Source organism: Pectobacterium aroidearum (genome assembly GCF_041228105.1).
GTDB classification, from domain to species: domain Bacteria; phylum Pseudomonadota; class Gammaproteobacteria; order Enterobacterales; family Enterobacteriaceae; genus Pectobacterium; species Pectobacterium aroidearum.
On sequence record NZ_CP166097.1, the window covers coordinates 5,041,412 to 5,053,993 of the forward strand.

Here is a 12,582-nt window from a genome sequence, read left to right on the forward strand (position 1 = left end):
TCAGTGATGATGCATCATGAAATAGTCCATTCATCCCCTGAGCGTTGATGAGAACAAATCATGATGCGGCATATGCAAATTGAAACCGTCAATCTGCCACTAGCCCGTCCTATGGCGGCTGAAAACGGTACGCGTCGCGCGATTACCGTTATCCGCGTCGCGTTGGAAGAAAAAGGATTTATTGGGCAAGGCGAATGTACGCCGCTCGCCCATTATGGTGAGTCCGCCGACAGCGTATGTCACCAGCTCTCTGCGATCCGTGAGGCAATCGAACACGGCCTGACCATCGAACAACTCCAGAAAGACTTAGCGCCGGGCGCAGCCAGAAATGCATTGGACTGCGCGCTGTGGCGGCTCAATACCGCATTGGAAAAACAGACGCTGTGGCAGCGCCTCGATATTCATCCCCCCACTTCCATGGTCTGTGCGCAAACGTTGGCGCTCGACAGCGTGGAGAAAATGGCCGCCGCCGCATCCAATGCTGTTTCCCACGGCGCACTGCTGCTGAAAATTAAACTGGATCGCGAACTGATTCTGGAGAAAGTCGCCGCCATTCGTGCCGCCGCGCCCAACGCCAGATTGATTATCGACGCGAGAGCGAGCTGGAGCGGGCTGGATTTACATAGCCTGTCCACGGCGCTGCTGCCCTATCAGGTCGCCATGATTGAGCAACCACTGCCTGTCGGTAAAGACGAGGATTTACAGCGTTTTGCCCACCCGATTCCCATCTGCGCGGATGAAAGCTGCCGCCACAGCGGTGATATCGTCGGGCTGCGTCGTCGTTACGACATGATCAACATCAAGCTGGACAAGTGTGGCGGGCTGACCGAAGCACTGGCGATGGTGCGTGAGGCTCACTTTCACGGCCTGCGCATTATGGTCGGCTGTACGCTGGGCTCATCAATGGCGATGGAAGCCGCCCTACCCGTCGCTGCCGATGCCGAACATGTCGATCTCGATGGTCCTATCTGGCTGGCCGCCGACAGCTCGCCTTATCTGACCTATAACCTTGGCCGAATCTGGCTATGACGTCCTCAACCGCAGTAACCCTACAACCCTCAACCGGAGTGACCATGACGGATATCATGCACGCGGGTGCCGCCACAGCACCCGGTAACGCCCCCAGACCTGTGCTGGAAATCGACGACCTGAGCGTCAGCTTTAGCGGCCGTTCCGGCACGCATCAGGCGCTAAAAGGCATTTCCTTTACCGTCAATAAAGGGGAAGTGGTCGCCGTGGTCGGCGAAAGTGGTTCAGGCAAGTCCGTGACGTCACTCACCGTGATGGGGCTGTTGGCGGACTCTGCCAACATCGAACGCGGCGCGCTCCGTTTTACCGCACGCGACGGCCAGCAGCATGATCTGTTGAGCATGAAAGCGGAAGCACGCCGCAAGCTGCGTGGTCGCGATCTCGCCATGATTTTCCAGGAACCGATGACTTCGCTCAATCCGGTGCTGAAAGTCGGCGACCAGCTCACCGAAGCGCTGCTTGACCATAAGATCTGCGATGCCGCCAGCGCGGACAAAAAAGCCCGTGAATTGCTGCACAAGGTCCGTATCGCGGATGTCGACCGTGTGATGAAAAGCTACCCGCACTCGCTGTCCGGCGGGATGCGCCAGCGCGTGATGATCGCACAGGCGCTGGCCTGCGACCCACAACTGCTGATTGCCGATGAACCGACCACTGCGCTGGACGTCACCGTGCAGGCGCGCATTTTGCAAATCCTGCGCGACCTGCAACAACAGAGCGACATGGCGGTGCTGTTTATTACGCACGATATGGGCGTGGTAGCGGAAATCGCCGATCGCGTGGTGGTGATGTATCGCGGCGAAATCGTGGAGCAAGGCACCGTCGAACAGATTTTTGCCGCACCACAGCACCCGTATACCCAGTCACTGCTGGCCGCGGTACCGAAACTGGGCGACATGCGCGACAGCCTCTGGCCGAAGCGTTTCCCACTGCTAGGGCAGGCTGCCGACCCAGAGAATATTGAACAGGTCACCGCACGCTATGACGCCGAGCCGCTGTTAGATATTCGCGGGCTGCGGGTTTATTACCCGATGCGCAGCGGGATTTTGTCCACCGTAACTCACCACGTTCACGCGGTAGAACAGATCGATTTTAATGTCTGGCCGGGCGAAACGCTGGCTATCGTTGGGGAAAGTGGCTGTGGCAAATCCACCACCGGACGCGCCCTGCTACGTCTGGTACAGAGCGAAGCCGAAAGCATCCATTTTCAGGGCAACGAAATTTCCCAGATGAAAGAGCGTGACTTCCAGCCGCTGCGTCGGGAAATGCAGATGGTGTTTCAAGACCCGTATGCCTCACTCAATCCGCGCCTGACTGTCGGCTTTACCATCGCCGAACCGCTGCTGCTCCACGGATTGGTGAAATCACTGGAAGAAGCGACACCACAGGTGCAGGCGCTGCTAAAAAGCGTCGGCCTGCTGCCTGAGCACGCACGCCGTTATCCGCACGAATTTTCCGGCGGGCAGCGTCAGCGTATCGCGATTGCTCGCGCGATGGCGCTACAGCCGCAGGTCATCATTGCTGATGAAGCCGTTTCAGCGCTGGATGTGTCGATTCAGGCACAGGTCGTCAACCTGATGATGGATCTCCAGAAGAAAACCGGCGTGTCGTGGATTTTCATTTCGCACGATATGGCCGTTGTTGAGCGCATCGCCAACCGCGTCGCGGTGATGTACCTAGGCCAGATTGTGGAGATCGGCCCGCGCCAGTCGGTGTTTAACGATCCGCAGCATCCGTATACCCGCCGCCTGTTGGCCTCAGTTCCAATTGCCGATCCAACGCGTCGCGGTACACGCCAGTTTGACGACAGCGAAATCCCCTCTCCTTTGCGTAAAGCAGGTGAGACCGTCGCCAAAACGCGCTACCGAGAGGTCGCGCCGCAGCACTGGGTCGCCGACAACGAATCGGCAGCCTGAAACACGATGTAGTTACAAAAGAATAGCGAAAAAACACGACATATTGATAAACACAACACACGTTAATTGCTGACCAGGAGAGATAACCATGAAGCCATTTGTTCGCCGCTCTGCCGTTGCCCTCGGGCTCTCACTGTGTCTGGCGGCTGTTGCCCAGGCGCAAGACCTTCGCATTTCTATCTATGCCGACATCACCGGGCTCGACCCACACGACACCTCGGACACGCTGAGCTACTCCATTCAGAGCGGCATCTTCGAGCGTCTGTTCCAGTTCGATAATAAAATGAAGCTGGTACCGCGTCTGGCGACGGGCTACACCAGTAACGATAACGCCACCGAATTCGTCGTAACGCTGCGTGAAGGCATCACCTTCCAGGACGGCGCACCGTTCAACGCCGACGCCGTTAAAGCCAACCTCGACCGTCTGGCCGATCAGAGCAAAGGTCTGAAGCGCAACAGCCTGTTTAACATGGTGCAAACCGTCACCGTGCTGTCGCCGACGCAGGTTAAAATCGAGCTGAACAAATCCTTCGGTGCCTTTGTGAACACGCTGGCGCACCCGTCTGCCGTCATGCACAGCCCGGAAGCCCTGAAGAAATACCCAGACGAAGCACAGCTGCGCGTACACCCGGTCGGTACCGGTCCATTCAAGTTCACCGAATGGCAGCAGGGTAAAGACGTGAAGTTGGTAAAATTCGACAACTACTGGCAGAAAGGCTGGCCGAAAGTCGACAGCGTGACCTTCTACCCGACGCCGGAAGATTCCACCCGCGTGGCGTCACTGAAATCCGGTCAGGTTGATGCCGTGTATCCGCTGCCTTCCGATCTGATCGCCACCGTACAAAGCGACAGCAAGCTGGCGATTCAGCGCGACCCGAGCATCTATCAATTCTGGCTGGCGATGAACAACCTGCGTCCGCCGTTGAACGATATCCGCGTGCGTCAGGCGCTTAACTACGCCATCAACCGCGACATCTGGCTGAAAGTGGGCTTTGCCGGTATGGGCGTTCCTGCTACATCCGCGATGGCACCGGACGTGCAGTTCTTCGCGCGTCAAACCTCACCTAACTACACCTACAACCCAGAGAAAGCTAAGGCGCTGCTGAAAGAAGCCGGCTATGCCAACGGCCTGAACCTGAAACTGTGGACGACGAACCGCACCGACTACATCCGCAGCGCGCAGTTCTTCAAACAACAGTTAGAGCAGGTTGGCGTCAAAGTCACCGTCACACCGATGGACTCCGGGATGCGTAACGCCAAACTGTTTGGCGTGAAAGATCCGAAAGATGCCGAATTTGACCTGTTCTACAACGGCTGGTCTCCATCCACCGGTGATGCCGACTGGGCGCTGCGTCCGCTGTTCGCCACCGAGTCTTGGGTGCCGGTCGCGTACAACGTCTCCTATTACAGCAACCCGGTAGCAGATAAAGCGATTACCGCCGGCCTGGCCACCGCCGATGCTGACAAACGTGCCGCCGCTTACGCTGACGCCCAGCGCCAGATTTGGCAGGACGCGCCTGTGGTCTTCCTGGGTACACCGGACAACATTGTCGGTAAAACCAAGAACCTCGACGGCGTGTACATGCTAGCAGACGGCTCGCTGATCTTCGATCAGGCTGAATTTAAGTAATCGGTCAGGGAGAACGCCATGTTTGCTTATATCGTCCGACGTTTGCTGGAAATGATCCCGGTTCTGCTGGTGGTCTCCCTGTTAGTGTTCGGTTTTATCAAGCTGTTGCCGGGTGATCCGGCACGTATTTACGCGGGTGCTGATGCGACGATTGAGGCGGTGGAAGCCGCTCGTCAACAGTTAGGCTTGAATGACCCACTGCCGCAGCAGTATGTCCACTGGCTCGGCGGCCTGTTCAGCGGCGATCTGGGTGTGACGTACCGCACCCAGCAGCCGGTCATCGACGTCATCAGCAAGAGCTTTATGCCTACCATGTGGCTGGCGCTGGCGGGCTTCGTCTGGTCGGTGCTGCTCGGCCTGCTGATTGGCGTGGTATCCGCGCTCAAGCGGGGCAAATGGCAGGACTGGACGCTGATGAGCTTCGCGGTTGGCGGAATTTCCATGCCTCCGTTCTGGCTCGGCCTGCTGCTGATTCAGTTTGTGGCCATGCCATTCGGCGTCTTTTCCGTCAGCGGTTTTAATCAGCCCAGCGACATCATTCTGCCCGCGCTAACGCTCGGGGCCTCGGTAGCCGCCGTCATGGCACGCTTTACCCGCTCCGCGTTTCTGGAAGTCGCACAGGAAGACTACGTGCGCACCGCGCGATCCAAAGGGCTACGCAATCGGCTGGTCACCTGGAAGCATGTGATGCGTAACGCGCTGATTCCGGTCATCACCATGCTGGGGCTGCAATTCGGCTTCCTGCTCGGTGGCTCCATCGTGGTAGAAAGCGTATTTAGCTGGCCGGGATTGGGCTGGCTGCTGATTGAATCGATCAAGACGCAGGATCAGCCGGTCATTCAGGCGCTGGTCATGCTGTTCGTGTTTGAATTTATTGTCATTAACCTGTTGGTGGACCTGCTGTACGCGGTGGTCAATCCGGCGATTCGCCTACGTTAGGAGACACGATGAACCTGCCTTCCGAACCCGTCGTGGCCGCAGCCACGCTTGATGAAGAGACGATACGTTCGCCGTGGCGCGATTTCGTTCAGGTCTTTATCCGTAACCCAATGGCGCTGGTGTCCAGCGGCTTTGTCCTGCTGCTGGTACTGGTTGCGATTTTCGCGCCCTGGCTGGCACCGTGGAACCCGATGGAGCCTGACTGGACGGCGCTGGCTTCACCGCCTTCAGCAGCGCACTGGATGGGCACCGACGATCTCGGACGCGATGTGATGAGCCGCATCATCTACGGCGCACGCATCTCGTTATACATCGGTATCTTTTCCGTCACGCTCGGCATGCTGGTCGGCATCGTACTCGGCCTGCTGGCAGGCTATTACGGCCGCTGGGTGGATACGCTGATCATGCGCGGTTCCGACGTGCTGTTCGCCTTCCCCGGCATGCTGCTGGCGATTGCGGTCGTCGCCATCCTCGGCCCTGGCCTGAATAACGTGATTATCGCTGTCGCCGTCTTCAGCGTACCAGTCTTCGCGCGAATCGTGCGAGCCTCTACGCTATCGCTGAAACAGGCAGCCTATGTAGAAGCGGTACGCTGTGCCGGTGCACCGGATCGCATCATACTGATGCGCCACATCCTGCCCGGTACGCTGCCTAACGTGATCGTCTATTTCACCATGCGTATCGGCACCAGCATCCTGACGGCGGCAGGGCTGAGCTTCATCGGCCTTGGCCCAGAACCGGACGTACCGGAATGGGGCAATATTCTGGCGATGAGCCGCAGCCTGATGATGGCAGGCGCCTGGCACGTCAGCGTGTTCCCCGGCCTCGCGATTTTCTTTACCGTGCTGGCGTTTAACCTGCTCGGGGATGCGTTGCGTGATACGCTCGATCCCAAACTGAAAAGCTGAGGAAGGCGATGCACGGCGATCACCAGATAAACGACTATCACCAACAGCAGCAGGCGCTGTTGCTACAACGCTGGAAAACGACGCGGCAGTTGGGTACGCCGCGCTCGGCTAGCGGACCACAGAACAGTATCAGTGATGTGGCAGGCGTGCGCGTCGGCCACTACACGCTGGCGGCTGGGGAAGTGCAAACCGGCGTCACGGCGATTGTGCCGCCCGGCGAGAACCTGTTCATCCAGCCTCTGCCCTGCGGCGCTGCAGTGCTGAACGGCTTCGCCAAGCCCGTCGGACTAGTACAGATTGAGGAACTGGGACAGCTGCAAACGCCCATCCTGCTCAGCAACACGCTGGCGACCGGCACGCTGTTTACCACGCTGGTGCGCGACGCCATTGCCCGTAATCCTGAACTGGGTCGCACGCTGCCGACGGTGAACCCGCTGGCGTTGGAGTGCAACGACGGCTGGCTGAACGACATTCAGGCGCTGGCGGTGACAGAGCACATGGCACGACAGGCGCTGGACAGTGCAGCAGACCGCTTCGCTCGCGGCAGCGTCGGTGCAGGACGCGGAATGAGCTGCTTTAGCCTGAAAGGCGGCATCGGCACCGCATCACGCCTGATCCCCGAATTGAACGCCACGCTCGGCGTACTGGTGCTGGCAAACTTCGGTACGCTTTCCTCACTGACGCTGGACGGCGTGCAGATGGGCAACGCTATCGCGCCCATCCTGCCGGAGCTTGCGCCACAGCAGGATGCCGGATCGATCATCATTATCATGGCAACAGATGTCCCACTCGACGCCCGTCAGCTGAAGCGCATCGCCAAACGCGCTGGCGCAGGGCTTGGTCGACTCGGCAGTTACTGGGGACACGGTTCCGGTGATATCGCCGTCGCGTTCTCTACCCGCCCACAGCCACAGCCGCCGGAGGATGCGCAGCTTGAACCGCTGTTAAGCGCCGCCGCCGACGCCACCGAACACGCGGTGCTCGACGCCATGCTTCAGGCTGACGCCGTGACCGGTTTTCGCGGCCATCATCGCCCGACGCTGCCACAGGCGTTGGATCGGCTGGCCGCAGCGCTTTATCCATAAGCCCATTCTTCCGTAGGAAACTGATTATGAAAGTGTTTATTTCTGCTGATATCGAAGGGATCGCGGGCGTCATGCGCCCTGAGCAGTGCAGCCCCGGCACCGCGGAATACCAGTTGGCACGCGGCCTAATGGAGCAGGAAGTGAATGCCGCGATTGACGGCGCGTTCGCGGGTGGCGCAACAGAAGTCGTTGTTGCCGACAGCCACGCGGCGATGGTCAACCTGCGCGCAGAGAACATCGACCCTCGCGCCCGGCTGGTACAGGGCAAACCGCGCGGCTATTCGATGGTTGAAGGGCTGGAACAGCAGCAATTCGACGGCCTGATGTTCATCGGCTACCACAGCGCGGCGGGCGAGTTTGGCGTGCTGTCGCATACCATCAACGGGCGTGCGTTCTACCGCGTGCGTATCAACGGTGAAATCATGGGCGAGAGCGACATCTACGCTGCCGCTGGCGTAGAACAGAAGACGCCACTTTGGTTGGTCAGTGGAGACGACACGCTCCAGAGCTGGATCGCCCGCTACTACCCCGCCACCGACTACGCCTGCGTCAAACGCGCCATCTCGCAGCACGCGGCTGAATCCCTCAGCACCGAACAGGCGCGTCAGGTGATTCGTGACGCGGCAAAAGCGGCGGTAGAAAAAGCCCACCAGACGCTGAATTCGCGGATTCAGGCGCCCTATCGTCTCGAACTGATGGTGGCAAAACCGGTACTGGCCGATCTATTCTGTCTGCTGCCGAGCGTTGAACGTTTGGATGCCATAACCGTAGGTTATACGGCGCAGAGCATGCGGGAAATCACCAGCCTGCTGGGCGCGTTTTCCTATCTGGCGACAACGCAAAACTGATTCCGGTCTATCCGCCTCTTTTAGAGAGGCGTAAACCGACTGAAAAGAGAATTTATCGCATGACGAAACCCGTGATTGTGATCCACGGTGGCGCTGGTGCGCTGACCCGCTCGGCCATGAGCCCTGAAAAAGAACAGCGCTATCTGGCCGAGCTGTCCGAGATTGTCGCCAGCGGACAACGCATTCTGGCCGAAAACGGCAGTGCGCTGGATGCCGTGACGGAGGCCGTCCGTCTGCTGGAAGAGTGCCCGCTGTTCAACGCCGGACACGGCTCAGTCTTCACCCACGCGGAAACCCACGAACTGGACGCCAGCATCATGGACGGACGTTCGCTTGATGCTGGCGCGGTGAGCTGCGTCAGCCATATCCGTAACCCGATTCTGGCAGCCCGCACCGTTCTCGAAGCAAGTCCGCACGTGATGTTTACCGCTGACGGCGCGGAAGCATTTGCAGAACAGCACGGTCTGGAAAGGGTTGACCCTGCATTTTTCTCCACCGACGAACGTCGCCAACAGTTGCATAACGCGCAGGCAGGCGCGGGCCGCGTCATTCTCGACCACGACGGCCAGAGCGACCCTATCGATCCCGACCGTAAATTTGGTACCGTCGGCGCGGTCGCGCTCGACAGCGCAGGAAATCTTGCGGCAGCCACCTCAACGGGCGGCATGACCAACAAACAGGCCGGACGCGTGGGCGACAGCCCGATTATCGGCGCAGGCTGCTACGCCAATAACCAGACGGTCGCCGTTTCCTGCACCGGTACGGGCGAAGTCTTTATGCGTGCTGTCGCCGCTTATGATGTCTCGGCGCTGATGGAATACGCCGGACTCACGCTACAGCAAGCCAGCGATCGCGTCGTGATGGAGAAACTGGTGCGGATGGACGGCAGCGGTGGGCTGATTGCCGTCGACAAAGCGGGCAATATCGCCCTGCCGTTTAACAGTGAAGGCATGTACCGCGGCTACGGCTACGTGGGAGAAACCCCCGTCGCCGATATCTATCGTTAAGCTATCAGCCGCCGAAACAGAGCCAAATCGCCCAATATCGGTGCAATCGCACCATTATTGGGCATCAAAATGGTGCACAACGCACCCTCATCGTTTATCTATCGACCATTCATCGCGGCCTTATAATCTGGCGTAATAATTGCAGACTTTTTGGTTATTACTCATACGATGCTCACCAGAAAGCGTCAGCCGGAGCCTGCAACCATGCGATTACGCCATATTGAAATCTTCCAGGCCATTGTTCAGGCAGGCACCATCAGCGGCGCCGCCCGTTTGCTCAACGTTTCACAGCCCAACGTCAGTCGGGTATTGAATCACGCGGAACAGCAGCTCGGTTTTTCCCTGTTTGAACGTCGAACCCAGGGGATGGTCGCCACCGAAGAAGGGCTGCGCCTCATCCCGAAAGTGCAGGAGCTTTTCAGCCATCTGCAAAGCATCAGTTCCCTTACCGAACAAATCAAAACCAGCAAGGCACACTCCGTACGGCTGGGTGCAGCACACGCGTTCGGGCAGATGATCGTGGCGCCAACGCTGGTGGAATTTCATAAGCAAGCAGCCTCGGTTAATGTCGAACTCGTCACCGAACACTTCAGCACGCTGTGCCAGAACATCCTGCAAAACCAGCTCGATTTCGCGCTGATCTTTGGTCAGCAGGTGCCGTCTGAGCTACTGGCTGAGCCACTGTTCCAATCCACGATGGTTGCCCTACTGCCGAAAAATAGCCCGATAAACGGCCCGGTATCGCTGGAATGGCTGTGCAACAACAACCTGCTGATGATGCAGCATCAGGACCCGCTCGGTCAGGTGGTACACCGTGCGCTGCGCGACAAAGCGCTACAGCCGGCGGCGTCGCTCTATATCAAAACCTACTCGGTGATCGCCGACATGGTGCTGGCGGGCGGTGGTGCGGGCATTGTCGATCTCTTTACCGCCTGCCGCTATGCCGACCAGCTCAAAATCGTCCCTATCGACCAGCCGCTGCCTTTTGAAGTCACGCTGATCAGCCGTCGTGATAACCCGCAGTCACAGGCAACGCTGCAACTGAAACAGATGATGAAAAATCGCTGTCGCGACATCGCCAGACAAAACGAAGCCCTGCTTAACGCCGCCTGATTCACGACAGACACCACGGATGGTTTTTTCTATCCCCTGCGGGAGCCCAACGCTATAATCCCCTCATCATTTGCTTAACAGGTATGCACCAATGATTCGCAGCATGACCGCTTACGCCCGCCGAGAAATCAAGGGCAACTGGGGAAGCGCAGCCTGGGAACTTCGTTCCGTTAACCAGCGCTATCTGGAAACCTATCTTCGTTTACCGGAACAATTCCGCAGCCTCGAACCCGTCGCCCGTGAGCGCATTCGCGCCCGTTTGACCCGTGGCAAAATCGAATGCAACCTGCGTTTTGAGCTCGACCCGAGTGCGCAAAGTGCGCTGATTCTGAACGAGAAACTGGCGAAGCAACTTGTTGAGGCCGCCAACTGGGTCAAAATGCAGAGCGACGAAGGAGAAATCAACCCAGTTGATATCCTGCGCTGGCCCGGCGTGATGTCGGCGGAAGAGCAGGATCTGGACGCTATCAGCGCCGAACTGCTGACCGCACTGGAAGGCGCGCTGGATGACTTCATCGCCGCGCGTGAAAGCGAAGGCAACGCGCTGAAAGCGCTGATCGAACAGCGTCTGGCGGGTGTCAGCGCCGAAGTCGTCAAAGTCCGCGCCCAGATGCCGAACATCCTGCTCTGGCAGCGTGAGCGCCTGCAAAGCAAGCTGGAAGATGCACAGGTACAACTGGAAAATAACCGTCTGGAACAGGAACTGGTGCTGATGGCGCAGCGCGTCGATGTCGCCGAAGAACTCGACCGCCTCGACGCTCACGTTAAAGAAACCTACAAAATCCTGAAAAAAGAAGAAGCCGTCGGCCGCCGCCTCGACTTCATGATGCAGGAATTCAACCGCGAATCGAACACGCTGGCCTCGAAATCCATCAACGCCGACGTCACCGCGTCAGCTATTGAGTTAAAAGTACTGATCGAGCAAATGCGGGAACAGATTCAGAATATCGAGTAACGATTCACGAAAAATCACCTGCTGTCAAAAAACCAAGAAGCCTGCGATATCGCGGGCTTTTTCATCATAATCGATAAAAAAAATAAATTTTATTTATATCAGGATATATTATCGTGTTCTCTCAAAAAACAATACTTTCGCCCTATAATTAGTAGAATGCAAATTATCAGACAAGCAAAAACATTGAAATATTGCCAGTTATTCGGGTAAGCTGCCTGCATAAAAGGAGAAAAAATTTGTAAAAGGGATATGTAATGCAATTATCAGATTATTTAAAATACAAAATGGAATCTGAAAGAGCTCTCGCCACTCACTTAGATAGCATTGCGCATAAATTTAAAGAAAACACCGTAAGCATTGCTTCTGATTTGTATAGTGGAATAGAAAGAGTGACATGGTATTCATCTTGTTTTATAGAGAAATACAATGACGATTGTCAGCAATTGAAATCTGAAAATGGAAGGATGTACCTTGCCATAAAGCAAATATACAAAAGAAGAGATGTAATACTTGATATTCTAGTTGCTTATATAAAAATTTTATTAAAAGATACTGAGGAAAGAGAGCAAAAATTAATAGCTAAAGCTATATTAGGTATATCAATTGCTTCAGACATGACTACAAATAGAGCAATAAAAATGTCAGTTGCTTATCTGCTTGCAAAACATATTGCATCTTCGCTAAATTTTTCACTATCGATTCGCCGATCGATTAATAAATACTCACTAATAGGATTAAGTGCTCTCACTTTTCATGGCAAGGTTCAGAAAGCCGCGATGTCTGCACGACACCTACATAATGTATGCCCAGAGCTATATTGGTCTCTCTATGCTATGCAGGTTGAAATGTTGTACTTCGTATTTGAAGAACGCCTGTCCCCCTACGTGCCAAGAAATCCCTATGACAAAATCGATATCACAGAAGCAATAAATGGAATTCTAAAAAAATGAGCTTAAAGAAAATATTTTCTTATGCAGCTAAAGAGTTTATTAACACATATACCACGATGGCGCTAATGATTGGTTTAGGTGTTTTATTCTACGAATTCATCCCTGAGCATTGGGGAAAACTGACTATTCTTTCTATTGTCATTATTGTTTATGTTGACGTAAAATTCTTTTCAAAAAAATCAGGCCGAAAGTAAATCGGCCT

General features: G+C 56.1%; 12 protein-coding genes. All 12 read left to right on the plus strand.

The annotated features are described in order from the left end of the window. Positions 1-63 precede the first annotated feature (63 nt). The 12 genes from ycjG (at position 64) to AB8809_RS22820 (ending at position 12,574) form a co-directional block, all read left to right on the plus strand. A complete protein-coding gene (ycjG, locus tag AB8809_RS22765; RefSeq protein WP_349856935.1) occupies positions 64-1,029 on the plus strand; it encodes an L-Ala-D/L-Glu epimerase in 966 nt (321 codons plus the stop codon). A gap of 44 nt (positions 1,030-1,073) precedes the next feature. After that, entirely contained in the window at positions 1,074-2,945 is a 1,872-nt protein-coding gene (locus AB8809_RS22770; protein WP_015842197.1) for an ABC transporter ATP-binding protein, read from the plus strand. 88 nt (positions 2,946-3,033) lie between these two features. After that, positions 3,034-4,575: a glutathione ABC transporter substrate-binding protein gene (locus AB8809_RS22775; protein ID WP_349856859.1), complete on the plus strand. Its 1,542-nt coding sequence runs from the start codon at positions 3,034-3,036 to the stop codon at positions 4,573-4,575. Between the two features lie 18 nt (positions 4,576-4,593). Next, complete coding sequence (locus AB8809_RS22780) at positions 4,594-5,514, plus strand: ABC transporter permease (RefSeq protein ID WP_014913740.1); 921 nt, start codon at positions 4,594-4,596, stop codon at positions 5,512-5,514. 8 nt (positions 5,515-5,522) lie between these two features. Continuing rightward, entirely contained in the window at positions 5,523-6,422 is a 900-nt protein-coding gene (locus AB8809_RS22785; RefSeq protein ID WP_015842199.1) for an ABC transporter permease subunit, read from the plus strand. Between the two features lie 8 nt (positions 6,423-6,430). After that, positions 6,431-7,507 (plus strand): P1 family peptidase, encoded by a 1,077-nt coding sequence (locus tag AB8809_RS22790; RefSeq protein ID WP_369986825.1) that lies wholly within the window; start codon positions 6,431-6,433, stop codon positions 7,505-7,507. Positions 7,508-7,533: 26 nt separating this feature from the next. Then, the gene (locus tag AB8809_RS22795; RefSeq protein ID WP_015842201.1) at positions 7,534-8,355 is read left to right on the plus strand and encodes a M55 family metallopeptidase; all 822 of its coding nucleotides are present in this window, start codon (positions 7,534-7,536) and stop codon (positions 8,353-8,355) included. 59 nt (positions 8,356-8,414) lie between these two features. Further along, entirely contained in the window at positions 8,415-9,362 is a 948-nt protein-coding gene (locus tag AB8809_RS22800) for an isoaspartyl peptidase/L-asparaginase (protein WP_349856860.1), read from the plus strand. Between the two features lie 204 nt (positions 9,363-9,566). Beyond that, complete coding sequence (locus tag AB8809_RS22805; RefSeq protein ID WP_015842203.1) at positions 9,567-10,475, plus strand: LysR family transcriptional regulator; 909 nt, start codon at positions 9,567-9,569, stop codon at positions 10,473-10,475. A gap of 91 nt (positions 10,476-10,566) precedes the next feature. Then, positions 10,567-11,430: a YicC/YloC family endoribonuclease gene (locus tag AB8809_RS22810; protein WP_015842204.1), complete on the plus strand. Its 864-nt coding sequence runs from the start codon at positions 10,567-10,569 to the stop codon at positions 11,428-11,430. Between the two features lie 254 nt (positions 11,431-11,684). Further along, entirely contained in the window at positions 11,685-12,380 is a 696-nt protein-coding gene (locus AB8809_RS22815; protein ID WP_182100936.1) for a hypothetical protein, read from the plus strand. Further along, positions 12,377-12,574, plus strand: a complete 198-nt coding sequence (locus AB8809_RS22820; protein ID WP_182100935.1) for a hypothetical protein — start codon at positions 12,377-12,379, stop codon at positions 12,572-12,574. Before AB8809_RS22815 ends, AB8809_RS22820 begins: the two co-directional genes overlap by 4 nt. Positions 12,575-12,582 lie beyond the last annotated feature (8 nt).

Bases quoted from the DNA above. Each gene is read 5' to 3' on its own strand.
- AB8809_RS22775 (WP_349856859.1), top strand. From the start codon at position 3,034: ATGAAGCCATTTGTTCGCCGCTCTGCCGTTGCCCTCGGGCTCTCACTG.
- AB8809_RS22805 (WP_015842203.1), top strand. From the start codon at position 9,567: ATGCGATTACGCCATATTGAAATCTTCCAGGCCATTGTTCAGGCAGGC.
- AB8809_RS22795 (WP_015842201.1), top strand. From the start codon at position 7,534: ATGAAAGTGTTTATTTCTGCTGATATCGAAGGGATCGCGGGCGTCATG.
- ycjG (WP_349856935.1), top strand. From the start codon at position 64: ATGCGGCATATGCAAATTGAAACCGTCAATCTGCCACTAGCCCGTCCT.
- AB8809_RS22790 (WP_369986825.1), top strand. From the start codon at position 6,431: ATGCACGGCGATCACCAGATAAACGACTATCACCAACAGCAGCAGGCG.
- AB8809_RS22785 (WP_015842199.1), top strand. From the start codon at position 5,523: ATGAACCTGCCTTCCGAACCCGTCGTGGCCGCAGCCACGCTTGATGAA.
- AB8809_RS22770 (WP_015842197.1), top strand. From the start codon at position 1,074: ATGACGGATATCATGCACGCGGGTGCCGCCACAGCACCCGGTAACGCC.
- AB8809_RS22810 (WP_015842204.1), top strand. From the start codon at position 10,567: ATGATTCGCAGCATGACCGCTTACGCCCGCCGAGAAATCAAGGGCAAC.
- AB8809_RS22780 (WP_014913740.1), top strand. From the start codon at position 4,594: ATGTTTGCTTATATCGTCCGACGTTTGCTGGAAATGATCCCGGTTCTG.
- AB8809_RS22815 (WP_182100936.1), top strand. From the start codon at position 11,685: ATGCAATTATCAGATTATTTAAAATACAAAATGGAATCTGAAAGAGCT.
- AB8809_RS22800 (WP_349856860.1), top strand. From the start codon at position 8,415: ATGACGAAACCCGTGATTGTGATCCACGGTGGCGCTGGTGCGCTGACC.
- AB8809_RS22820 (WP_182100935.1), top strand. From the start codon at position 12,377: ATGAGCTTAAAGAAAATATTTTCTTATGCAGCTAAAGAGTTTATTAAC.